This is a genomic window from Oerskovia sp. NPDC057915 (assembly GCF_042887685.1).
Classification (GTDB): domain Bacteria; phylum Actinomycetota; class Actinomycetes; order Actinomycetales; family Cellulomonadaceae; genus Oerskovia.
The window spans coordinates 165,182-188,659 of record NZ_JBHVOS010000003.1 but is presented as its reverse complement, the minus strand read 5'-3'; the positions used below and the strand labels follow the sequence as shown (position 1 = coordinate 188,659).

Genomic DNA, 23,478 nt, shown 5'->3' with positions numbered 1-23,478 from the left:
CCGTGGAAGGGCTCGCCCTGGGCGACCGCTACCGCCTCGTCCGCCGCATCGCGATCGGCGGCATGGGCGAGGTGTGGGTCGCGAACGACCGCGCGCTCGGCCGTGAGGTCGCCGTCAAGCTCCTCCGTGAGGAGTACGCGGGCAACGAGGACTTCCTGGAGCGCCTGCGCACCGAGGCGCGCAACAGCGCCGCGCTGTCGCACCCGAACATCGCCCAGATGTACGACTACGGCGAGCAGAACCAGTCGGGCTACCTGGTCATGGAGCTCGTCATGGGTGAGCCCATGGCCGACCTCCTGGAGCGCGAGCCCGTCCTCATGCCGTCCAAGCTCCTGCCCATCCTGGCGCAGACCGCCCGGGCGCTGCACGCCGCGCACGTCGCGGGTGTGGTGCACCGCGACGTGAAGCCCGGCAACATCCTGCTCGAGCCCCGCGGCGTCGTGAAGATCACCGACTTCGGCGTCTCCCTGGCCGCGAACCAGATCCCCATGACGGCGACGGGCATGGTCATGGGCACGGCCCAGTACCTGTCGCCCGAGCAGGCGATCGGGCAGGCCGCTACAGGTGCCTCGGACGTGTACGCGCTGGGGATCGTGGCGTACGAGTCGGTGGCCGGGAACAGGCCGTTCACCGGGTCGACCCCCGTGGACATCGCGGTCGCGCACGTCAACGAGAAGGTGCCGCCGCTGCCCGCGCACGTACACCCGTCGCTCGCCTCGCTCATCTACGCGATGCTCGCGAAGGACCCCAAGGCGCGGCCCATGCCGGCATCGGCGCTCGCACAGACGCTCGACGACCTCGCGGAGACCATCGCGCGCGACCCCTGGGGGGCTACCGCCCGTGCGGGCGGCCCGTCGCGTCGGTCTCGTCGCGCGCAGCCCGCCCGCCACGGCGCCGCACCGCCGCCGAGCTCGCCGACCCCGCTCGAGATCCCCGAGGAGCTGCGGTCGCGCCCGCTGCCCACGATCTCGACCCCGCGGTCGCAGGACTCCGCGCTGTCCGCCCAGTCCGGCTACCCGGCCCAGTCGGGCTACTCCGCCCCCTCCGGGTACTCCGCCCAGACGGGCCGCTCGGCGCTCTCCGCGCCGTCGGCGGCGTCCGCGGCGGCGGCCCCGAGCGCGCCGACCGCGCCCCCGGGCACGCCCGTCTTCGACGGCCAGGCCTTCCCCCCTCCTCCGCCTCCGCCTCCCGCGCCTCCCGTGCCCGATCCGGCCGAGCCGACAGCGCTCCCGTGGGAACGCGCGTCGACCGCTGCTGCGGCGGACCCCGCGGACGCACCGCGCTCATACCCGCCGCGGCGGGATCTGCACGGTGGTGCGCCGGCGGCACGTCCGCGTCGCGTCGACTCCCGCCCGACGCCGTCGCGCACCTCGGTGCAGGGTGGCCCCGACCGGGCGGCTTCCGCAGGGGTCACCCGCGCCGAGCGGCGGCGTGCGTCCCAGGACGCGCCGCCCGTCAGGACGTCGACCACGACCGGCCAGCGGATCGGCGGGTTCGCCAAGGGCTTCTCGTGGCCGCTCCTCGCGCTCCTCGGGCTCCTGCTGGTCGTGCTCGTCGCGACGCTCGTGGGAGGCGGCGACGAACGCTCCGAGGGGGCCGGTTCCGCCCCGAACGTGACCAGATCGTTGCATTCGTCCCCGGACCTGACGTCCGACGATGGGATGATGCTCAGTACTGTGCCGGGTCCCTCTGGGTCCTCGGCCCCGACGACATCGAAGGACTCCTAAGTGGTGGACAACGCTCCCCGGGTACTTGCCGGCCGGTACGAGGTCGGTGAGCTCATCGGCCGAGGCGGTATGGCCGAGGTGCACATCGGCCACGACACCCGTCTCGGACGGACCGTGGCGATCAAGATCCTGCGCTCGGACCTCGCGCGCGACCCGTCGTTCCTGGCCCGGTTCCGCCGGGAGGCGCAGGCCGCAGCGGCGCTGAACCACCCCGCGATCGTCGCGGTCTACGACACGGGTGAGGACACCCACGTCGAGCCCGGCGGCGCGACGGCGCACGTGCCGTTCATCGTCATGGAGTACGTCGAGGGGCACACGGTCCGCGACATCCTCGGCGACGGCCAGGCCGTCCCGATCGACGAGGCGATCGAGATCACCGCCGGCGTGCTGTCGGCCCTCGAGTACTCGCACCACGCCGGCATCGTGCACCGCGACATCAAGCCGGCCAACGTGATGATCACCCCGACGGGTGCCGTCAAGGTCATGGACTTCGGCATCGCCCGGGCCGTCGCGGACTCCGCGGCGACCATGACGCAGACGCACGCCGTGATCGGCACCGCGCAGTACCTGTCTCCCGAGCAGGCCCGCGGCGAGACGGTCGACGCGCGCAGCGACCTGTACTCCACGGGATGCCTGCTCTTCGAGCTCCTCACAGGACGCCCGCCGTTCATCGGGGACTCCCCGGTCGCCGTGGCGTACCAGCACGTGCGCGAGGCCCCTGCGAAGCCCAGCGACCTCGCCCCCGACGTCCCCGAGGTCCTGGACCGCATCACGCTCAAGGCGCTCGCCAAGGAGCGCACGGCCCGCTACAGCAGCGCCGCCGAGTTCCGCAACGACCTGGAGAACGCGGTCCGTGGCGGGCACATCACCGCGCCCGCGCTCGGCGTCGCGGCGGCTGCCGCCGCCGGGGCAGCTCTCGCCGCGACCCAGGTGCAGGGCCCCCTCGAGAACGCGACGCAGGTCATGAGCCCTGCCGTCGCGGGCCCGCCGAACCCTTGGGAGACCACCGGCGTCCCCGCAGCCGTCCCCCCGGGCCAGCCCGGTGGGCCGCTCGCCGAGGGAGAGCCGGACGACGAGGGGTCGGGCAAGAAGCGCGGCCTCATGTGGGCGCTCATCGCGGTGGGCGTGGTCGCGATCGCCGCGATCATCGCCATGATCCTGCTCAACCAGAAGCCCGCCGAGCCGGAGACGGTCACCGTCCCCACCTTCAGCGCGACCACGACCCCGGAGCAGGCCGAGCAGGCGCTCGACGCCGTGGGGCTGAAGTTCCTCAAGGCGATCGACCAGGACTCGGATCTCCCCAAGGACGTCTTCGTCAGCTCGAACCCTGCGAGCGGCGAGTCCGTGGAGGAGGGCACCGAGGTCACGGTGTACTTCTCGGCAGGCCCGGACGCCGTGATCGTCCCGAACGTCGCAGGTCTCTCCCAGGAGCAGGCCCGTGCCGAGATCGAGGGTGCCGGTCTCGCGGTCGACCCGACCGTCGACCAGGAGGACAACGGCACCGTGAAGAAGGGGCTCGTCACCCGGACCGACCCCGCAGCCAACGCGAGCGCCCCGGCCGGTTCGTCGGTCAAGATCTTCATCTCGAGCGGGCTAATCAGCATCCCCGACCTGCTCGGCCTTCCTCAGGCCGACGCGGAGAAGGCTCTCGACGACATCGACCTCTCGTACGCGATCATCGAGGAGGAGAGCACCAAGACCGCCGGCACGGTCATCAAGCAGAACCCTGGTGCGGGCCCGGGCAAGCAGGGCCAGAAGGTCACGCTGACCATCGCCAAGGCGCCCGCGCCGACGGGTCCGGAGATGACGAACGTGCCGGACATGGTGGGCAAGTCGCTCGACGAGGCCAAGGAGCTGCTCGGGGGGGCGGGACTCAACTCGGGCAACGTCACCGAGAAGGAGTCGGCTTCCGTCCCCAAGGGGAACGTCATCTCGACGAACCCTGGCAAGGACGCCGTCCTGGAGGTCGGCGACAAGGTCGACATCGTGGTCTCGAGCGGCCCGCCCGGCGGCGGCAACGGCGGCGGCGGGGGCGGCGGGAACCCGACCCCGTGACGTCCCGTCACGAGCCCTAGGACAGCGACGCGGGAGGGCCCGGCACCATGCGGTGCCGGGCCCTCCCGCGTTCTTCCCAGGCTCGCGGCCGCACATCGGCCGACGCTCGAGGACCCGTCCGGCCCTGAACGCCCTCGTTCTGGACCCTCAGCGGGCCCGTCAGCGACGCACGAGCGGCGCGAGGCCCTTCGAGTGCGCGACGGCGTCCGGCGCCCCGCACAGCGTGAGCCAGTTCGCGAGGAGCCGGTGCCCACCCTCGGTCAGGACCGACTCGGGGTGGAACTGGACGCCGTGCAGCGGGAGGTCACGGTGCTGGAGGGCCATGACGACCCCGCTCTCCGTCGCGGCCGTGACGACCAGCTCGGCGGGAACCGTCTCGGGGACGACCGCGAGCGAGTGGTAGCGCGTCGCGGTGAACGGCGAGGGGAGGCCCGCCAGCACGCCCGTGTCCTCGTGCTCGACCAGGCTGGTCTTGCCGTGCATGAGCTCGGGTGCGTGAGTCACGGTCGCCCCGTAGACCTCGGCGAGCGCCTGGTGCCCGAGGCAGACCCCGAGCATCGGCGTGCGCGAGGCGGCGCAGGCCCGGATGACCTCCTCGCTCTGCCCTGCCTCGGCGGGGGTGCCGGGACCGGGCGACACGAGGACTCCGTCGAACGCGCCGTCGTCGTCCCGGAACCGGCCGTCCGCTCCCACGGCGGGGACGGCGTCGTTGCGCACGACGACCGTGCGGGCACCCAGCTGGTTCAGGTACCCCACGATCGTGTAGACGAACGAGTCGTAGTTGTCCACGACGAGGATGCGGACCATTCCCTTACCCACCTGTTCCTTCGACGGTCGTTTCGTTGAACGGCATGTACTCGGCGACGATCGGGAAGAGCCACTCGAAGCACACGAGCACCACTGCCGCCGCGAGGACGAGCAGCAGCAGCACCCGGAGCCACGCCGGACCTGGCAGCACTCGCCAGAGCGCTCCGTACATCATCGTCCCCCGTTCGTCGGGCCGGTCACGGTGTCCACGGAGAGCGCTCCTGCGAGGTCCGCGGGAGCAGCTCCCTCGGTACCTGCCGCGGCCTCCGGGGGGGCCGCAGCGAGGTCGGCGGGCACGTGGCCCACGAGGTCGGGTGGCAGACCGTCGGCGACGGGCAGCCAGTAGTCGAGCTCGGCGTGCACGATGAACCGCTCCCGCAGGGAGTTCAGGCCGATCGGGTGGCACGTCGTGAGGGTCAGGAAGCGCTGCGTCGGTTCGACGCCCGGCTGGCCGGGGACGGGTGCGATGACCTCGACCTGGTTCGGCTGGACGACGAAGCCCTCGGTCACGCGGTAGACGTACCAGGTGTCGTTCGAGCGGACCACGAGCGGGTCGCCCACCTCGAGCTCCTCGACGCGATGGAAGGGTGCGCCGTACGTCATGCGGTGCGCGGCGAGCGAGAAGTTGCCCACGGCTCCCGGCATGGCCGTCTCGGGGTAGTGGCCGGCCATCGCCTTGTCGAGGATCGTGCGCTTGTCCGTCCCCTGCGCGAGGGGGATGACCGCGTCGTCCCAGCGCGGGACGAAGAGCTGTCCGAACACGTCGCCGACGGCGGGCTGCTCGGCGACCGGCGGTTCGTCACGCCGGACGTCGACGGCCTCGTCCGAGGGAACCTCCCAGCCCATGCTCTGCAGGACCTCGGCCTGCTCGCGGGCTCCTTGGACGTCGGTCCACCAGAGCTGCCAGACGACGAACAGCCCGAGGAGGACGCCCACGGTGATGAGGACCTCGCCGAGGATCCCGGCGACGGTCGACGCGGCGCCGCGGCGCGCGCGAGGGCGGTTGCCGGGCTCGGGTCGGACGTGGCGCACGGGGCCCGACGACGCCGTCACGCCTGGTCCTTCGTGCCCGGCACGCGCGCGTACCGCAGGTCGGTGGCGCCCTCGAAGGCGGGGATGTCCATCGAGGACGACTTCTCGACCTTCCACCCGAGCCCGTACGCGTCGACGTACTCCTGGTAGATGCCGATCGCGGGCGAACGGTCGAGCGAGGCCTGGAGCGCCGAGGCGTCCCCGATGGCCGAGACGACGTACGGCGGCGAGAAGACACGTCCGTGCAGGTTGAGCACGTTGCCGACGCAGCGGAACGCGGTGGTCGGGGTCACGCGCTGGCCCTGGAGGGTCATGGCCTCGGCACCGCCGGCCCAGAGGGCGTTGATGACCTCCTGCAGGTCCTGCTGGTGGACGACCAGGTCGTCGACGTTGGCGCTCCGGGACTGATGGGTGGGCGGGGCGTCGTCGAGGGTCACGCTGAGGCCGGGTCCGGTGACGGGCACCGAGCCGGCCACGATGCCCGTGTTCACGGCCACCTCGGGGGAGGTCAGCTCTGCCGGAGCGAGGTCCTGGGCCAGGGCCGTCACCTCGGCCTCGAGGTCGACGACCTGCCCGGTCATGGTCTCGACGCGGCGCTCCTCGTTCTGCACGAGGTCGGTCAGGTTCTGGGGGTGGCGCCCGTCCTGGTTGCGGGCGAGCTTGGCGCTCGCCGTGAACATGAGCCCGGACAGCGCGAGCACCAGGAGGACCGTGACGCCCGAGCGGATGCGTCGTCCACGGGAGATCGGGGGGGTGGTCGCCGCGGGAGCGTCACGGTCTGCGGACGACTCCGGCCTGCCGTCGTCCTGGCCGTCGCGTCGGGGCGCGTCGAGGCTCCGGTCGTCCTGGCTCATTCCCTGACTCCCCTCCGGTCACCGTGCACACGGCCATTGTGTCCGCCCACTACGCTAGACGTCGAATGGCGTTGCCGTTCACGACGTCGCGCAGCGCCGCTTCGTCCCACCCGACACAGCTCCTGCACGGCTCCCGTGCCAGGACCACGCATACCGAGGACAGGAGCCAGCTCTCGTGCCCGAGTCGAAGTCTCGCAAGAAGCCAGTCAAGGTGAAGGCCCCGCAGGTGAAGAAGCCTGACACGGGCAACCCCCGCTGGCTCGTCCCGACCATGCTCTCCCTGATGCTGCTGGGTCTGGCCTGGATCGTCATCTTCTACCTCACCAGCAACGGGTTGGGGCTGCCGATCCCGGCGATCAACCAGTGGAACCTGGCGATCGGGTTCTCGCTCATCATCGCGGGCTTCGTCCTCACGACACGTTGGAAGTAGCCGACCGGAGGCGCTCGTCGCCCGCCGTCGGTCGAGGTGCAGGGTGGGTCCGCAGTGCTGCGGACCCACCCTGTGCTCGTTCGACGCTCCCAAGACGCTTCCCGACAGGGCCTGTGGATAACTACACAGGTGTAGTTCCACAGGTGTGAGTAAGTCTGTGGATAACTATTCGAGGTCGGATAGTCGGTTCAGAACGCCACGTATCCCGGGGCGACCGACGAGTACTTGAGCACCGTGAGCGCCACCAGGACGACCGCGACGAGAACGGTCACACCCACGCTCCACGCCGTACGACGCGTCTTGGGCGCATAGGCGTAGCCCGCCCCGAGGATCAGCCCGACGGCGAGCCCACCCAGGTGCGCCTGCCACGCGATGTTGGTGCCCGGGATGAAGCCGATCGCGACGTTGATCCCGATCAGGACGAGGATCTGGGTCGCGTTGCGCCCGAGGCGTCGCAGGACGAGCAGGATCGCTCCGAAGAGCCCGAAGACCGCGCCCGACGCGCCCACGACCGCCGTGTACCAGCTCTGCGTCGCCGGGTCGGCCAGGAGCAGGACCCCGACGGACCCGCCGAGCGCCGCGAGCACGTACAGCGCGACGAACCGCACCCGCCCGAGCATCTGCTCGAGGAACGGCCCCGTGATCCACAGCGCGTACATGTTGAACAGGATGTGGAAGACACCTGTGGAGTGGAGGAACGCGGCGGTGAGGAAGCGGTAGGGCTCGACCTCGCCGATGAAGGGTGCGAAGGCCAGCTGCTGGGTCCACTCGCCGCCCGTCGCGAGCTGGAGCAACCAGCTGCCGATGCACAGGGCGATGATCGTCAGCGTGACGACGGGCCTCCCGCCACGGACCGTGCCGCCCAGCACGGTCTGGGTCCGCGGAGCGCTGCGTGCCTGCTCCCGCACACAGTCCACGCACTGCACCCCGACGGCGGCGGGCCGCTGGCACTCGGGACAGGCCGGACGCCCGCAGCGCTGGCAGCGGACGTAGGAGACTCGGTCGGGGTGTCGGGGACACACCGGAGCCGGCTGGGCCGGCTCCGGTGTCCCGAAGGCGGGGACGGAGATGGTCAGTCCTCGATGGTGACCGAGCTGATGACGATGTCGTCGACCGGGCGGTCACCCGGGCGCGTCCGCGTCGTGTTGATCGCGTCGACCACGGCACGCGACTCGTCGTCCGCGACCTCGCCGAAGATGGTGTGCTTGCCGTTGAGCCACGGCGTGGGGATCGTCGAGATGAAGAACTGCGACCCGTTGGTGCCCTCGACCTCGCCCGAGACCGGGTTGCGACGCGACCCGGCGTTGGCCATGGCCAGCAGGTACGGGCGGTCGAACTGGAGCTCGGGGTGGATCTCGTCGTTGAACGTGTAGCCAGGACCACCGGTCCCGGTGCCCAGGGGGCACCCGCCCTGGATCATGAAGTCCTGGATCACGCGGTGGAAGATCAGCCCGTCGTAGAACGGCGCGTTGCTCTCGGCGCCCGTACGGGGATCCGTCCACGTCGTGGTGCCCTTCGCCAGACCGGTGAAGTTCGCCACCGTCTTGGGCGCGTGGTTCGGCAGGAGCTCGATGCGGATGTCACCAGCAGTGGTGTGGAGGGTTGCGAACATGCCCTCATTCTCACACGACGGCCTGTGCCCCCGGCCAGCCGCCCGACTGGTGTCGAACGCCTCGGCGCGCTTGTCTCGCGGGTCCCCTGGCACGGTGGCAGAGTGGAGTCCCAGCGAGCATCACCAGCACAGCGAACACAGGAGGCTCCATGTCCGACCGCACCCGCCGTTCCGCCCGAGTCGTGAACGACACGATCTCGTCGATCGACTCCGAGAAGATCAAGGATCAGGCAGCCGAGGTCGCCGCGCTCGTCGGAGACGCAGGCACCAAGGCGCAGACGACAGCAGCCCAGCTCGCGGACCAGGCCAAGGAATGGGGCCAGCCCAAGGTCGAGGCCTTCGTCGAGTGGCTCACGCCTCGCCTCGAGAAGGCGTGGCAGGACAGCCTCCAGGCAGCGGCCCCGCGCGTGGAGAAGGCCGCGGAGAAGGCCAGCCCGGCGATCGACACGGCCCACGACAAACTGGTCGAGGAGGTCCTGCCCAAGATCGTCGCGAGCTTCAACGCCGCCGCGGCAGCAGCCGCCGAGGCGGCCTCGCGCAACGCCGAGGCGGCGGCAGCAGCAACGGTCGCGTCGGCGGCGTCCGCCGAGCAGCTGTCCCGCAAGGCGACGAAGAAGGCGGCCAAGGCAGCCAAGAAGCACCTCGACGCCACGGCTGCGTCCGCCAAGAAGGCCGCCAAGGCCGCTCCCGCCAAGATCACCGCCGCCGCGGAGAAGGCCGACCCCCAGAAGAAGAGCAAGACCCTCTGGTGGGTCGTCGGTGGGGTCACTGCCGCCGGCGGCGCCTACGTCCTGTGGCGCCGGGCGCAGCCGACGACCGACCCCTGGGCAGAGCCCTGGGACCAGGTCCCGGCCTCGAGCTTCGAGGACGCGCGCGCGGCCGTCAACAACGCCGCCGAGGCCGTCGGTGAGGCCGCCGGTGCCGCCGTCGCCAAGGGACGGGAGACGGGCGGGAAGGTCCAGGAGGCCGTCACGGACGCGGGCGAGAAGATCACCGGGAAGGTCCAGGAGGCCGTGAGCGACGCCAAGGAGGCCACACGCAAGGCGACCTCCCGTTCGAAGGACGCGGCGCCGTCGGGCGACGAGGGCGACGCCACGACCGACGGCAAGAAGCCGACCGCCTGAGTCCACCTCGCAGCACCCGAGAGCCCCGACCGGCAGTGCCGGTCGGGGCTCTCTGCGTTCGAGGCACGGACGACGGGGGCCGCCCGAGGCCGTCGCGTGGTGCGGGAACGCGAAAGGCCGCCCACCGGGTCTGACACCCGGCCGACGGCCTGTTCACTCTGTGGAGCCAAGGGGACTCGAACCCCTAACCCCCTGCTTGCAAAGCAGGTGCGCTACCAATTGCGCCATGGCCCCAGATCGTGCGGAACTACCTCGCAGAGACCGTCACTCGAAGGTGTCGGTGACCTCTGCCCAGAGATCGCGCTCGTTGTTGTCCTCGGACACCTTGCGCCAGATCAAGAATCCGGCGCCGGCAACGAGCAGCAGTACGAAGAACTTCTTCATGACGTTCCCCCTCGGGTGGGTTTCCTGCAGTGGGCCTAAGAGGACTTGAACCTCTGACCTCTTCCTTATCAGGGAAGCGCTCTAACCGTCTGAGCTATAGGCCCTTGCTGTGCTGCGGCAGCGCTTGAGACTACCGCACTTCTCGGGGTGCGCCCAAACCGGGACATCGTCCGACGTGCTCCGAAGCAGGCCCAGGGCCCTCGGACGACGTCCCGGTATGGGGTGCTATGTCCTAGTCGTCCGTCAGGGTGAGGTGGATTCCGCCCACCATCGCCGCGACGATGTTGTAGATGAACGCCATGATCGTGGACAGCGCTGTGATGAGCACCATGTTCACGATCGCGATCAGGGTCGACAGCGCGACCACCCGGTTGAACTCCACGAACTGGAGCACGTCGACCTTGGACTCCTGACCGACGATGCTGCGGATGAGCGCGTCGGTCTCCGTGAAGACGCCCATGCCGTCGAGCACGGTCCACAGGACCGCGGTCGCGACGACCGTCATGATCCCGATCGCGACGGCGAGCAGGAACGACAGCTTCATGACCGACCACGGGTCGACGCGCGAGATCGCGAGCCGTACCCGGCGAGGGCCGTCGGCCGGACGCGCCGCGGGCGTCGCCCCCGTCGCCGGCTGCGCCGGGCGCGGAACCTGCCCCGCCTGCGCCGCGGCCGCAGCCACGGGCGTGGCACCCGTGACCGGGCTCGCCGTCCCGCTGAAGCCCGCCGCGGTGTAGTGCATGGCGGGCACCTCCTGGGTACCGCCCGCAGGGGCTGTACCTGCGCTCGTCGGGGTCTTGTTCACGCGTGGCACCGTTCGGTCGTCGATCTCGTCGGAAGACTTCTCGCTCTGCTTCGCGGGCGCGGGCGCCGGTGAGGGCTCGGCCAGCTTCTTGGCGGCGGCCTTGGCGGTCGCCATGGCGGCGGCAGCCGCCTTCAACGCACCGGACCGGGCGGTAGGACCGCCCGCGGCCGGTGGCGGCGGCGGGACGGGCTTCTCGCTCGCGGGCGTCGAGCCCGACGGCGTCGCTCCCGTCGCCGGAGGAGGCGGCGGTACCGGGGCGCTCGCCCCGTTCTGCGCACCGTTGGTCGTCCCGCCCCCTGCGGTCCGTGCGGTGCCGTTGCTCGCCGGTGGGCGGGTCGCGGTGCTCGTCACCTCGTCAGGGCGTGGCTGCACCGCCTTCGGCACGATCGTCGGCGGGGACTTCTTCTCGCTGCTCATCTACCATCCTCGGTGGCTCCGGGGGTCGCTTCCGACGAAGCCTCCTGCCCGGTGTTGCTGGCGGGAGAGGCGACCTCGGACTGCCCCTGCTCGGACGCGTCCTCGTCCACGGTATCCCGATCCTCCCCCAGCCGACGTTCGACATTACGGGCAACGGCGATGATCTTGTCGTTCTTGTCCGGCTTGGCGAAGATGACCCCCTGCGACGTACGGCCCGTGGGCTTCACCTCGTCGACCGAGGACCGCACGATCTTGCCGCGCTCCATGATGACGAGCACCTCGTCGTCGTCGTCCACGACGAGCGCCCCGACCAGGTCGCCGTTGCGCTCGGGAAGGTTCGCCACCTTGATGCCGAAGCCGTTGCGGCCCTGGACGCGGTAGTTGTCCTCGGTGAGCTGAGTCCGCTTGGCGATGCCGCCCTCGGTGACCGTGAACAGGAAGGCGTCGTCGCGGACGACGTCCATGGCGAGGAGGTCGTCCTCCTCGCGGAACTTCATCCCGGTGACGCCCGACGTCGAGCGGCCGAGCGGGCGCATCGCGTCGTCGTCGGCCGTGAAGCGGATGGACTGCCCCTTGCGCGAGACCAGGATCAGGTCGTCCGTGGCGTCCACGAGGCGGGCCGAGACCAGCTCGTCGGTGTTGCCGTCCTCGTCCTCGCGCAGGTTGATCGCGATGAGGCCGCCCGAGCGCGGGGAGTTGTACTCCGACAGACGCGTCTTCTTGACCAGACCGCGGCGGGTCGCGAGGACCAGGTACTCGGCGGCGTCGTAGTCGCGCAGGTCGAGGACCTGCGCGATCTTCTCGCCGGGCTGGAACGCGAGCAGGTTCGCGACGTGCTGGCCCTTGGCGTCGCGGCCGCCCTCGGGCAGCTCGTACGCCTTGGCCCGGTACACCCTGCCCAGGTTCGTGAAGAACAGGAGCCAGTGGTGCGTCGTCGTGACGAAGAAGTGGTCGACGATGTCGTCCTCGCGCAGCTGGGTGCCACGCACGCCCTTGCCGCCACGCTTCTGCTGGCGGTAGTTGTCGCTGCGCGTGCGCTTGGCGTAGCCGCCGCGCGTGATCGTGACGACGACCTCCTCCTCGGCGATGAGGTCCTCGATCGAGACGTCGCCGTCGTAGGGGAGGATCGTGGTCCGGCGCTCGTCGCCGTAGCGCGAGACGATCTCCTCGAGCTCGTCGCCCACGATCTGACGCTGACGCTCCGGGCGGGCCAGGACGTCGTTGAGGTCCTTGATCGCTGCCTCGAGCTCGGCGTACTCGTCGATGAGCTTCTGACGCTCCATCGCGGCGAGCGCGCGCAGCTGCAGGGTCAGGATCGCGCGGGCCTGGATCTCGTCGACCTCGAGCAGGGCCATGAGGCCCTCGCGTGCGTCCTCGACCGTGGCCGACGCGCGGATGAGCGCGATGACCTCGTCGAGCGCGTCGAGCGCCTTGAGGTAGCCGCGCACGATGTGGGCGCGCTCCTCCTTGGCGCGCAGCTCGAAGCGCGCACGCCGCACGACGACGTCCATCTGGTGCGTCGTCCAGTGGCGCACGAACGCGTCGATGCTCAGCGTGCGGGGCACGCCGTCGACGAGCGCGAGCATGTTCGCCCCGAAGTTCTCCTGGAGCGAGGTGTGCTTGTAGAGGTTGTTCAGGACGACCTTGGCGACCGCGTCACGCTTGAGCACGATGACCAGGCGCTGGCCGGTACGACCTGACGTCTCGTCGCGGATGTCCGCGATGCCCTGCACCTTGCCGTCCTTGACCAGGTCCGCGATGCGCAGCGCCAGGTTGTCCGGGTTGACCTGGTAGGGGAGCTCGGTGACGACGAGGCAGATCCGGTTCTGGATCTCCTCGACGTTGACGACCGCGCGCATCGTGATGGAGCCGCGGCCGGTGCGGTACGCCTCCTCGATGCCCTTGTGGCCCAGGATCGTCGCGCCCGTGGGGAAGTCGGGGCCCTTGATCTTGGTGAGCAGGACCTCGAGCAGCTCCTCCTTGGAGGCCTCGGGGTGCGCCAGGTGCCACTTCACGCCGTCGGCGACCTCGCGCAGGTTGTGCGGCGGGATGTTCGTGGCCATGCCGACCGCGATGCCGGCCGACCCGTTGACCAGCAGGTTCGGGAAGCGCGCGGGCAGGACCACGGGCTCCTGGGTGCGACCGTCGTAGTTGTCCTGGAAGTCGACGGTCTCCTTGTCGATGTCCCGCACCATCTCCATGGCCAGCGGGGCCATGCGGCACTCGGTGTACCGCGGGGCCGCCGCGGGGTCGTTGCCGGGGGAGCCGAAGTTCCCCTGCCCCGCGACCAGCGGGTAGCGCAGCGACCAGTCCTGCACGAGGCGCACGAGCGCGTCGTAGATGGCCGTGTCACCGTGCGGGTGGAACTTTCCCATGACGTCGCCGACGACGCGGCTGCACTTGGAGAACGCGCGGTCTGGGCGGTAGCCGCCGTCGTACATCGCGTAGAGCACGCGGCGGTGCACGGGCTTGAGCCCGTCGCGCACGTCCGGGAGCGCGCGCCCCACGATGACGCTCATCGCGTAGTCGAGGTACGAGCGCTGCATCTCGAGCTGCAGGTCCACCTGCTCGATCCGGCCGTGGTGCACGGCGACCGTGCCGTCCGCTCCCAGCGCTGCCTCGGTCCCGTCACCGGGGAGGGTTCCCTGGTTCTCGTCCTGCTCGGGAGTCTCGTCCGTCACCGTCGTCTACCTCGTCCTGTCGTGGTCCTGCTGGGTGGTGAAGCTGCGTCGTGGCACGGAGCCGGTGGTCCGTTCGCCGCCGTCGGGGCGGAGCCCCCGAGCCGTGCAGCCCTGCCGGGCTGGTCGGGTTCCGTGCCTGGGCCGGGGCCTGGTCCGGGCCGTGGCAGGCGGCCGGGTCGACGACCCGACCGCCGTGCGGCCCCGGACCACGTCCCCGCTAGATGTCCAGGAACCTCACGTCCTTGGCGTTGCGCTGGATGAAGTTGCGTCGCGACTCGACGTCCTCGCCCATGAGGACCGAGAAGATCTCGTCCGCGGCAGCGGCGTCGTCGAGCGTGACCTGGTTGAGCGTGCGGTGCTCGGGATCCATGGTCGTGTCCCACAGCTCCGAGTAGTCCATCTCGCCGAGACCCTTGTAGCGCTGGATCCCGTTCTCCTTGGGGATGCGCTTGCCCTCGGCCTGGCCGGCGAGCAGGAACGCGTCACGCTCGCGGTCGGAGTACACGTAGTCGTGCGGCGCGTTGGACCACTTGAGGCGGTACAGCGGCGGCTGCGCGAGATACACGTGGCCGTGCTCGATGAGCGGGCGCATGTACCGGAAGAGCAGCGTCAGCAGCAGCGTGCAGATGTGCTGGCCGTCGACGTCGGCGTCGGCCATCAGGACGATCTTGTGATATCTCAGCTTGGCGATGTCGAAGTCCTCGCCGATGCCCGTGCCGAACGCCGTGATGAGGGCCTGGACCTCGTTGTTGCCCAGGGCCCGGTCGAGGCGGGCACGCTCGACGTTGAGGATCTTCCCGCGCAGCGGGAGGATCGCCTGGTTGTGCGGGTTGCGCCCACGGACCGCCGAGCCACCTGCCGAGTCGCCCTCGACGATGAAGACCTCGCACTCCTCCGGACGGTTCGACTGGCAGTCCTTGAGCTTGCCCGGCATGCCGCCGGACTCGAGCAGGCCCTTGCGGCGGGTCGCCTCGCGCGCCTTGCGGGCCGCGAGCCGTGCCTGCGAGGCCTGGATCGCCTTGCGGATGATGTCGCGCGCCTCGGTCGGGTGCGAGTCGAACCAGTCCGTGAGCTGCGCCCGGACCACGCGCTGGACGAACGACTTGGCCTCGGTGTTGCCGAGCTTGGTCTTCGTCTGGCCCTCGAACTGGGGCTCGCCGAGCTTGATCGACAGGACCGCGGTGAGACCCTCGCGGATGTCGTCACCCGTGAGGTTGTCGTCCTTCTCCTTGATGATCGTCTTGGCCCGCGCGTACTCGTTGACCAGCGAGGTCATCGCCGCACGGAACCCTTCCTCGTGCGTGCCACCCTCGGTCGTCGCGATCGTGTTCGCGTAGGTGTGCACGGACTCCGAGTAGGAACCGGTCCACTGGAGCGCGATCTCGACCGAGATGCGCTTCTCCTTGTCCTCGGACTCGAAGTCGATGATCTCGTCGTGGATCAGCTCGACCTTCTTGGCCGCGTTGAGGTGCTTGACGTAGTCGACGAGGCCGCCGTCGTACTTGTACGACACGACGCGAGGCTTGAACTCGCTCTCGCCCTCGGGGGCCGCCACGAGGTCCTCGGCGGGGTCGGTGACCTGCCCCGTGACCTCGTCGTCGGTGTCGAGGAACTGGCGGCGCTCGTCCGTCAGGGTGATGCGCAGGCCCTTGTTGAGGAAGGCCATCTGCTGGAAGCGCGAGCGCAGCGTCTCGAAGTCGAACTCGGTCGTCTCGAAGATCTCCGGGTCGGCCCAGAACGTCTGGGTCGTGCCCGTCTCCGTGGTGGCCTCGCCCTGGACGAGGGGACCGTCGGTCTTGCCGCCGTCCTTGAAGTTCTGGCTCCAGGTGTAGCCGTCACGCTTGACGACGGTCTGGACCTTGCGCGACAGGGCGTTCACGACGGAGATGCCCACGCCGTGCAGACCGCCCGAGACCGCGTAGCCGCCGCCGCCGAACTTCCCGCCGGCGTGGAGGATCGTCATGACGACCTCGACGGTCGGCTTTCCCTCGGTCGGGTGGATCGCGACGGGGATGCCACGGCCGTTGTCCGTGACTCGTACACCTCCGTCGGCCAGAAGTGTCACGTCGATCGTGTCGGCGTACCCCGCGAGGGCTTCGTCCACAGAGTTGTCCACAACCTCGTACACGAGGTGGTGGAGCCCGCGCTCACCGGTCGACCCGATGTACATGCCGGGCCGCTTGCGGACGGCCTCGAGCCCTTCGAGGACGGTGATGTTGCTCGCGTCGTACGTGCCGCCAGAGGGATCCCGGTCCGTGCCCGGCCCCTCACCACTCTCCGGAGGCAGGCTGGATGGGACGTTGTCTGTGTGGTCTGCCACGGGCGGAAGCGCTCCTCGTCATCATGCACGCGACAGGTTCACCCGCTGGGGAGGATCGCTGCACGGCTCATCGGTTCCGGCTCGCGCAGTGCACCAGACGGTGCTCGCGGAGGTACCCGGAATGACCTCTCCATTCTACCTGGGAGGTGGCCGAAACAGCGGATTCTGAGCCCCTCCGGGCAAGTTCTCCACAAGGTTCTCCACAGGGTGGTGGATCTGCGCGCCGGCAACGGTGGCCGGCGCCGCACCCGGACGGACATACCAGGGCTAATCGGGCATCCGATCAGCCGAAGGTGTCGCGCGGTCCGCGACCCCGGACGGACTTCGGGCCACGCCGGAAGCTGGGTCCCGACGGGCCCAGCACGGTCACCGACTCGACGACGCCCTCACCGACCTCCTGCGCGAGACGTTCGAGCAGCCGGGGCGTCAGCAGGCGCACCTGGGTGGCCCACGCGGTCGAGTCCGCACGCACCACGAGCACCTTGTCCTCGAAGGTCTCGGGCTCGCAGTGGTCGGCGACCTGGTCGCCCACGACCTCGCGCCACCGTCCGATCACCCCGCCGACCGACACGTCCTGGACCCATCCGCGCTCGTGCAGCAGGCGTTGCACGACCGCACCGAACGTCTGCGGGTCCCGACCACCAGGACGCGCCCCTGTGGACGGCGGAGGGTCCGCCAGGACGCGGCGCGACGGCTGCCCCGGGCGGATGCCCTTCGCACGAGCGGCCGCACGAGCACGGTTGAGGGCCTCGCGCGCGACCTGTGCAGGAGGGGTCAGGTCCACGACCTCACCGACCGGCAGCCCCGCGGGACGGGCGGCCTCGTCGTCGTCCTCGCGGGCCGAGCCGTCCTCGCCCGGGAAGTCACGCACGCCTGGTCACCATGCCGTCGAGCACGTCGAGCCGCAGCCCCGAGAGCTGTCGCGGCACGTCCTCCGGCACGGCCGCCGTGATGATCACCTGGTTGGCGCCGGCCACGAGCTCCGCGAGCCGGTCGCGGCGACGCACGTCGAGCTCGGCGAAGACGTCGTCGAGCAGGAGGACGGGCTCGCCGTCGGGCCCCCAGTCCGGCGACCACAGGAGCGAGCCGGCCGCTTCCGGCGCCCCGTCCGTGAGGAGCCGGTACGACGCCAGGCGCAGCGCGAGCGCGAACGACCACGACTCGCCGTGGCTCGCGTACCCCTTGGCGGGCAGGCCGCCCAGGGTCAGGACGAGGTCGTCCCGGTGCGGCCCCACGAGGCACACCCCGCGCTCGATCTCCTTGCTCCGCAAGGAGGTCATGGCCTCGAGGAGCTGGGCCTCAAGCACCTCGACGGTCTGCGGCCCGGCCTCCTGCCCGACGCCGTCGCGCGCGTCCTCGAGCGCGGCAGCCACCGAGGAGCGGTAGGCGATGTGCGCCTCGCCCTGGCCCGAGCTCACCTGCTCGTAGGCCGCCGCGGCGTACGGCTCGAGGGCCGCGACGAGCTGGAGACGCAGCGCGACGATCTCGGCCCCCGTCGCGGCCAGCTTCGCGTCCCACACGTCGAGCGTGCGCAGGTCCGGGGTCGACGAGCGCGAAGCCCGCATCGCGCCCCCGGCCGACTTGAGGAGCGCGCTGCGCTGCCGCAGGACCCGGTCGTAGTCCGAGAGGACCCCCGCGAACCGCGGCACCAGGAGCACCGCGAGCTGGTCGAGGAAACGGCGACGACCGTCCGGGTCCCCCTTGACGAGCGCCAGGTCCTCGGGCGCGAACAGCACGGTCCGTGCGATCCCCAGGACGTCTCGCGGCTTGCCGGCCGGCGCACGGTTGATCCGTGCACGGTTGGCCTTGCCGGCCGCGATCTCGATCTCGACCGTGCTCGCCCGGTCACCCCGGACGATCCGTGCCCGGACCACGGCCCGTGAGGCCCCCGCACGCACGAGCGCCGCGTCCGACGGCACACGGTGGCTGCCCAGGGTCGCGACGTAGCCGATCGCCTCGACCAGGTTCGTCTTGCCCTGGCCGTTCGGTCCGACGAAGGCGTTCACACCGGGCTCGAGCTCGACGTCGACCGACGTGTACGAGCGGAAGTCCGCGAGCGAGAGGTGGGAGATGTACATCAGGTCCTACGGCGTCGGGTCGAACAGGTCGTGGGGTTCATCGTTCCGGGGCGGACCGTCCACACCACGTGGACGGTTTGTGGAGAGACGCACCGGACGACGCCTACCAGTGTGCGGCCTCCCCGGTACGTCGACCTACCGGGCGAGCGACGTCGTCGGGCAGGGAGCACGTCCGCCCTCAGGAACCGCCGGCAGGCTTCACGGCGTGCCCACCGAACTGCTGCCGCAGCGCGGCGACGGCCTTCATCGCCGGCGACGCACCCTGGCGCGACGCGAAGCGCGCGAAGAGCGCGGCCGAGATCACGGGGAGCGGCACCGCGCTGTCGATCGCCTCGTCCACGGTCCAGCGCCCCTCGCCCGAGTCCTCGACCCAGTCGCTGATCTCGCCGAGCTCCGGGTCCTCCTCGAGCGCCTTGACGAGCAGGTCCAGGAGCCACGAGCGGACGACCGTCCCGCGGGTCCAGGCCTTGAGCGTGCCGGGGACGTCCGTCACGATGTCCTTGGCCTCGAGCAGCTCGTAACCCTCTGCGTAGGCCTGCATCAGGCCGTACTCGATGCCGTTGTGCACCATCTTCGCGTAGTGCCCGGCACCCACGGCCCCGGCGTGCACGAAGCCCTCCTCGCGCGGCCCCTCGGGGCGCAGCGCGTCGAAGACGGGCATCGCGGCCTCGACGAGCGCGGCGTCGCCACCCACCATGAGGCCGTAGCCGTTCTCGAGGCCCCAGACGCCGCCGGAGACACCGACGTCCAGGTAGCCGATGCCCAGGGGAGCGAGCTCCGCGGCGTGCACGGCGTCGTCCGAGAAGTGGGAGTTCCCGCCCTCGATGACGACGTCGCCCGCCGACAGCAGCCCGGCGAGCTCGGTCACGACACCGCGCGTGATCGGCCCCGACGGGACCATGACCCACACGAACCGCCGCCCGGGGGGCAGGGCGGCGACCAGCTCTGCGAGCGAGGCGACGTCCGAGACCTCGGGGTTCCGGTCGAACCCGGTGACCTCGATCCCCCCGGCGCGCAGACGGGCGCGCATGTTCGCGCCCATCTTGCCGAGTCCGACCAGACCGATGTGGGTGACCATCGTGTGCCTCCGTACCGTTGAGCTCGAGCCTCGCGCGGCGTCGCCGCCGTCAGCTCGCGAAGCGGATGGGGACCAGCAGGTAGCGGTAGTGCGACGAGTCCTCGCCGTCCAGCGACTCCTGACCGGTGAACTCGACCGGCTTGTTGGGGTGCGTGAAGCTCAGGCGGACGAAGTCCGTCCCCAGCGCCCCCAGACCGTCGAGCAGGAACTGCGGGTTGAACGCGACCGAGATCTCCTCGCCCACCAGGACTGCCTCGAGGGCCTCGGACGCCTGCGCGTCGTCCCCCTGGCCGGCGTCGAGCACGACCTGACCGTCCGTGAACGACAGGCGGATCGGGGTGTTGCGCTCCGCGACGAGCGAGACGCGCTTGGCCGCGTCGATGAGCGGAGCGGTCGCCATGACCGCGTGGATCGGGGTCTCGTCGGGGAAGAGACGACGGACCGCGGGGTAGTCGCCGTCCACGAGCTGGGACGTCGTGTGGCGGCCGCCCGCCTCGAAACCGATGAGGTCGACGCCCGTGCCGGCCGTGAGACCCACGTTCACCAGGCCCGAGCTGCCCAAGGACTTCGCGACGTCGTTGAGGGTCCGCGCACGGACGAGGGCGACCGCGTTGAAGTCGGGCGAGGACGGGGTCCACGTGAGCTCGCGCAGGGCGAGACGGTAACGGTCCGTCGCGAGCAGCGTGATGCGCTCACCGTCGATCTCCATGCGTACGCCCGTCAGCAGGGGCAGCGTGTCGTCGCGGCTCGCAGCCACCGTCACCTGGGCGACCGCGTGCGTCAGCTCGTCTCCCGAGACCGTGCCCGAGAGCTCCGGCATCGCGGGCAGCGCGGGGTAGTCCTCGACCGGCATCGTGAGCAGCGTGAACCGGCTCGCGCCGCACGTGACGATCACCTTGTTGCCCTCGACCGCGAAGTCCACCGGCTTGGCAGGCAGCGCGCGCGAGATCTCCGCGAGAAGGCGGCCGGAGACGAGGACGGTACCGGGCTCGACGACCTCGGCAGGGATCTCCGAGCGCGCGGAGACCTCGTAGTCGAAGCTCGACAGCCCGATCGTCCCGACGGCGTCGGCCTCGATGCGCACCCCGGCAAGAACGGGAGCCGGAGGCCGCGTCGGCAACGTACGGGCCGTCCAGGTCACTGCGTCGGCCAGGACATCACGCTCAACCCGGAACTTCATCCCACACCCTCTCGTCCATGGATCGATCTTCACATGTCAGGCACCCGACCGCGCGGTACACAGGGGTGAGTTCGCTGGTGAATGAAGACCACACGTCGCGGTTCCTCGCGTCGTCCTCCTCACCGTCGGGGAGGACGAGACCTGTACGGGTCGTCGTGCCCGCATGAACCCTACGCGAGACCAGGCACTGCCCGGTACCTCTGGCACGCTCTGTGGATCATCGTGGATGCTCTCTCGTTCCTGCTCGACTCCTGGGCTCTCTGTGACCGCGGTCACAGGCGCGAGTTGGGGCAGCTCGAACGGCGCGGGACCAGATGAAGGCGTGTGGATTTTTCCTGCTTAGAGATCATTCGTCGTAGTCATCGGTGCTGTGCAAAGTGTGGAAAACGGGTCTTCCCGCAGGTCAGAGGCTGATTCTGCGTGTGGACGAAGTGGGTACGGGCCTGTGGGTAAATCGCAGGCACTGTTGACGACGAGTTGTCCACAGATGGCCGTCCACCGACAGGACCTCCTCTGTCCACACGAAGTGCCCCTTCGTCCACAGTTATCCACAGGTAGGTGCACAACCTTGTGGGGCGTGCTGGCTGCCGATTGATCTGTACACAGCACAGAGTGCCCTGTACACAGGCCGTTGGGGACGCAGAGCTGCGCATCTGGGGACGGCCGTCGGCCAGCGGTGGACATACCCCCAGGCCCTGTGGACAACTGTGGGGACAAGTGGATGTCCACCGGTACTTGTACACATGGGCGTGAACCGCCTGTGCATCCACAGGACTGTGGAGAGACGTCAGATCGGAGGACGAGCGCCGTCGTCGGGCCTCTGTGCACAAAGCTCGACACGGCGACGGAATTCATCCACAGGAAAGCCGCTTAAGGTGCATAAACGGCAGAGCGGGCTCCGACGCTTGGGGACAGGCTCCGACGCTTGGGGACAGCGGACCCCTTGACCGGGGTCGGAAGCCGGGCGTGACCCGGTCCTCCCGCCCTGCCGCTCGATCGGACAGCACTCATGGCTGCGTGAACAGCCTCTGTGGACGATGCCGAACAGCGGGGGAGTCGCGCCGCGGTCGCTGGGGCGATCGGATGCACGGCGCACGACCTGCTGAGCGTCGACGAAGGCACCTCGGGCCGGCATGCCGATGCCCCGCCACGGAGCGCCCATGGTGCGACGTCAAAGGGTGGGCGAGGGGGCCCGGCTCGTGGGTGGGCATGGCGGGAGCGCCCGAGTGACGAGGGCGCGGAAGGTAGCGCGGGGCATCCTGTCCCCACCCACCAGGGCGACGCACCCCACCCATAGCGACGCACCCCACCCGTGGCGACCCCACCGTGGCACGACCAGGGCTCAACCCCTGTGCTGCTGCTTGATCCTGCTCGTCAGCTCGGTGACCTGGTTGTACGTCGAGCGACGCTCGGCCATCTGCTCGGTGATCTTGCGGTTCGCGTGCATGACCGTCGTGTGGTCGCGACCGCCGAACTGCTGGCCGATCTTGGGCAGGGAGAGGTCGGTGAGCTCTCGGCACAGATACATGGCGATCTGGCGCGCGGTCACGAGAACACGTGATCGGGAGCTGCCGCACAGGTCCTCGATGGTCAGCCCGAAGTACGCCGCCGTCTGCGCGATGACGCTCGCGGGAGTGATCTCGGAGGCGTCGTCGTCGGTGATGAGGTCCTTGAGGACGATCTCGGCGAGGGCAAGGTCGACCTGCTGCCGGTTCAGGTTCGCGAAAGCCGTGACGCGGATGAGTGCGCCCTCGAGCTCACGGATGTTCGTCGAGATCTTCGAGCCGATATAGGACAGCACGTCCGTGGGTACGGCAAGGCGTTCGCTCGCGGCCTTCTTGCGAAGGATCGCGATACGGGTCTCGAGGTCCGGGGGCTGGACGTCGGTGATGAGGCCCCACTCGAACCGGCTCCGCAGGCGGTCCTCGAAGCCGTTGAGCTGCTTCGGCGGCAGGTCCGACGTGATGACGAGCTGCTTGTTGGCGTTGTGCAGCGCGTTGAAGGTGTGGAAGAACTCCTCCATCGTCTGTTCCTTGCCCTGCAGGAACTGGATGTCGTCGATGAGGAGGACGTCGACGTCACGGTAGCGGCGCTGGAACGCGCCGGCCTTGCCCTCTCCGATGGAGTTGATGAAATCGTTGGTGAACTCCTCGGAGTTCACGTAGCGCACCCGGACGTTGGGGTACAGGTTGTGCGCGTAGTGACCGATCGCGTGCAGCAGGTGGGTCTTGCCCAGCCCGGACTGCCCGTAGATGAAGAGCGGGTTGTAGGCCTTGGCCGGCGCCTCGGCGACGGCCACGGCGGCTGCGTGGGCGAACCGGTTCGAGGACCCGATCACGAACGTCTCGAAGATGTACTTCGGGTTGAGGCGGGTCGGTTCGGCGTGCGGGCGCTGCGGGACCGGCGCGGGGAGCATCCGCTCACGCTCGTGCTCGGGCTCGACGCGGACCGGCATGGCGGGTTCGGGCACGCTTGCGGTCAGTGCAGCGGGAGACGGCGGTTCGGCGGCGAGCTCGGGGTCGACGGTGATCCCGAACCGGACGTCCCGGCCGAGGGCCCCTGCCATCGCGGAGACGAGCTCGTCGCGTACCCGGGTCTCCAGGTAGGTGCGGGTCTGCTCGTGAGGAACGGCGATGAACACGGTGTCGTCGAGGATGGCCAGCGGCTTGGCCAGCTTGATGAAGGCGATCTGCCGCGGCGTCATGTCGGGGCTGGCCTCGAGGACGGCGATGGTCTGAGCCCAGACGTCAGTGATGTTCTCGTCGGGGTTGGACACCAGGTGATTCCTTCGTCGTCGGGTGCTGCATGATGATCAGGATCAGTCTGGAGTGTGCCACGCGGACCCGTTATCCACATAGTTTTCCACAACCTGTGGGGAGCAGTGGCAACGGCCG

Annotated in this window: 19 protein-coding genes and 2 tRNA genes; 4 read left to right on the top strand and 17 right to left on the bottom strand. The window is 69.8% G+C overall.

The window, feature by feature from the left end:
- Window positions 1-2: 2 nt before the first annotated feature.
- Window positions 3-1,727 (top strand): serine/threonine-protein kinase, encoded by a 1,725-nt coding sequence (locus ACFVQ3_RS03355; protein ID WP_387635032.1) that lies wholly within the window; start codon window positions 3-5, stop codon window positions 1,725-1,727.
- Window positions 1,728-3,782: a Stk1 family PASTA domain-containing Ser/Thr kinase gene (pknB, locus tag ACFVQ3_RS03350; RefSeq protein WP_387635030.1), complete on the top strand. Its 2,055-nt coding sequence runs from the start codon at window positions 1,728-1,730 to the stop codon at window positions 3,780-3,782. It begins immediately after the preceding gene.
- Window positions 3,783-3,941: 159 nt separating this feature from the next.
- On the opposite strand, the gene ACFVQ3_RS03345 is transcribed toward pknB, so the two are convergent.
- The 4 genes from ACFVQ3_RS03345 to ACFVQ3_RS03330 are packed head-to-tail and all read right to left on the bottom strand — an operon-like array spanning window position 3,942 to window position 6,475.
- Window positions 3,942-4,589, bottom strand: a complete 648-nt coding sequence (locus ACFVQ3_RS03345; protein ID WP_387635155.1) for an aminodeoxychorismate/anthranilate synthase component II — start codon at window positions 4,587-4,589, stop codon at window positions 3,942-3,944.
- A gap of 4 nt (window positions 4,590-4,593) precedes the next feature.
- Window positions 4,594-4,764: a hypothetical protein gene (locus ACFVQ3_RS03340; protein WP_157283436.1), complete on the bottom strand. Its 171-nt coding sequence runs from the start codon at window positions 4,762-4,764 to the stop codon at window positions 4,594-4,596.
- On the bottom strand, window positions 4,761-5,642 hold the full coding sequence (locus tag ACFVQ3_RS03335) for a class E sortase (RefSeq protein WP_387635027.1): 882 nt from the start codon (window positions 5,640-5,642) through the stop codon (window positions 4,761-4,763). The genes ACFVQ3_RS03340 and ACFVQ3_RS03335 overlap by 4 nt, the downstream gene beginning before the upstream one ends.
- Window positions 5,639-6,475 (bottom strand): DUF881 domain-containing protein, encoded by an 837-nt coding sequence (locus ACFVQ3_RS03330; protein WP_387635024.1) that lies wholly within the window; start codon window positions 6,473-6,475, stop codon window positions 5,639-5,641. Before ACFVQ3_RS03330 ends, ACFVQ3_RS03335 begins: the two co-directional genes overlap by 4 nt.
- A gap of 175 nt (window positions 6,476-6,650) precedes the next feature.
- Here ACFVQ3_RS03330 and ACFVQ3_RS03325 point away from each other — a divergent pair, with 175 nt between their 5' ends.
- Window positions 6,651-6,905: a cell division protein CrgA gene (locus ACFVQ3_RS03325; RefSeq protein ID WP_387635022.1), complete on the top strand. Its 255-nt coding sequence runs from the start codon at window positions 6,651-6,653 to the stop codon at window positions 6,903-6,905.
- A 188-nt stretch (window positions 6,906-7,093) separates the two neighbouring features.
- On the opposite strand, the gene ACFVQ3_RS03320 is transcribed toward ACFVQ3_RS03325, so the two are convergent.
- Both ACFVQ3_RS03320 and ACFVQ3_RS03315 read right to left on the bottom strand, forming a co-directional pair.
- Entirely contained in the window at window positions 7,094-7,822 is a 729-nt protein-coding gene (locus ACFVQ3_RS03320) for a rhomboid family intramembrane serine protease (protein WP_387635019.1), read from the bottom strand.
- A 155-nt stretch (window positions 7,823-7,977) separates the two neighbouring features.
- Window positions 7,978-8,517, bottom strand: coding sequence for a peptidylprolyl isomerase (locus ACFVQ3_RS03315; RefSeq protein WP_138826988.1), 540 nt, complete (start codon window positions 8,515-8,517; stop codon window positions 7,978-7,980).
- A gap of 149 nt (window positions 8,518-8,666) precedes the next feature.
- Between ACFVQ3_RS03315 and ACFVQ3_RS03310 the strand changes: the two genes are divergently transcribed.
- Complete coding sequence (locus tag ACFVQ3_RS03310; protein ID WP_387635016.1) at window positions 8,667-9,641, top strand: hypothetical protein; 975 nt, start codon at window positions 8,667-8,669, stop codon at window positions 9,639-9,641.
- Window positions 9,642-9,802: 161 nt separating this feature from the next.
- Here ACFVQ3_RS03310 and ACFVQ3_RS03305 read toward each other — a convergent pair.
- From ACFVQ3_RS03305 to dnaA, 11 genes are all read right to left on the bottom strand, one after another.
- A tRNA-Ala gene (locus tag ACFVQ3_RS03305) sits at window positions 9,803-9,875 on the bottom strand.
- A gap of 30 nt (window positions 9,876-9,905) precedes the next feature.
- On the bottom strand, window positions 9,906-10,025 hold the full coding sequence (locus ACFVQ3_RS03300; RefSeq protein ID WP_210410998.1) for a DLW-39 family protein: 120 nt from the start codon (window positions 10,023-10,025) through the stop codon (window positions 9,906-9,908).
- A gap of 30 nt (window positions 10,026-10,055) precedes the next feature.
- Window positions 10,056-10,129: transfer RNA gene (locus tag ACFVQ3_RS03295), tRNA-Ile, on the bottom strand.
- Between the two features lie 128 nt (window positions 10,130-10,257).
- Window positions 10,258-11,247, bottom strand: a complete 990-nt coding sequence (locus ACFVQ3_RS03290) for a DUF3566 domain-containing protein (RefSeq protein WP_387635013.1) — start codon at window positions 11,245-11,247, stop codon at window positions 10,258-10,260.
- Window positions 11,244-13,928, bottom strand: coding sequence for a DNA gyrase subunit A (gyrA, locus tag ACFVQ3_RS03285; protein WP_387635010.1), 2,685 nt, complete (start codon window positions 13,926-13,928; stop codon window positions 11,244-11,246). Before gyrA ends, ACFVQ3_RS03290 begins: the two co-directional genes overlap by 4 nt.
- A 217-nt stretch (window positions 13,929-14,145) precedes the next feature.
- The gene (gyrB, locus tag ACFVQ3_RS03280) at window positions 14,146-16,215 is read right to left on the bottom strand and encodes a DNA topoisomerase (ATP-hydrolyzing) subunit B (RefSeq protein WP_387635152.1); all 2,070 of its coding nucleotides are present in this window, start codon (window positions 16,213-16,215) and stop codon (window positions 14,146-14,148) included.
- Between the two features lie 316 nt (window positions 16,216-16,531).
- Window positions 16,532-17,050: a DUF721 domain-containing protein gene (locus ACFVQ3_RS03275; RefSeq protein WP_387635150.1), complete on the bottom strand. Its 519-nt coding sequence runs from the start codon at window positions 17,048-17,050 to the stop codon at window positions 16,532-16,534.
- Window positions 17,051-17,111: 61 nt separating this feature from the next.
- Window positions 17,112-18,326 (bottom strand): DNA replication/repair protein RecF, encoded by a 1,215-nt coding sequence (gene recF / locus ACFVQ3_RS03270; protein WP_387635007.1) that lies wholly within the window; start codon window positions 18,324-18,326, stop codon window positions 17,112-17,114.
- A gap of 178 nt (window positions 18,327-18,504) precedes the next feature.
- Window positions 18,505-19,404, bottom strand: a complete 900-nt coding sequence (gene gnd, locus ACFVQ3_RS03265; protein ID WP_387635004.1) for a phosphogluconate dehydrogenase (NAD(+)-dependent, decarboxylating) — start codon at window positions 19,402-19,404, stop codon at window positions 18,505-18,507.
- Between the two features lie 49 nt (window positions 19,405-19,453).
- The gene (gene dnaN, locus ACFVQ3_RS03260) at window positions 19,454-20,584 is read right to left on the bottom strand and encodes a DNA polymerase III subunit beta (protein WP_205307270.1); all 1,131 of its coding nucleotides are present in this window, start codon (window positions 20,582-20,584) and stop codon (window positions 19,454-19,456) included.
- Window positions 20,585-21,926: 1,342 nt separating this feature from the next.
- Window positions 21,927-23,360 carry a chromosomal replication initiator protein DnaA gene (dnaA, locus tag ACFVQ3_RS03255; protein WP_387635000.1) on the bottom strand — a complete coding sequence of 478 codons (1,434 nt, stop codon included), beginning with the start codon at window positions 23,358-23,360 and terminating at the stop codon, window positions 21,927-21,929.
- Between the last annotated feature and the right edge of the window lie 118 nt (window positions 23,361-23,478).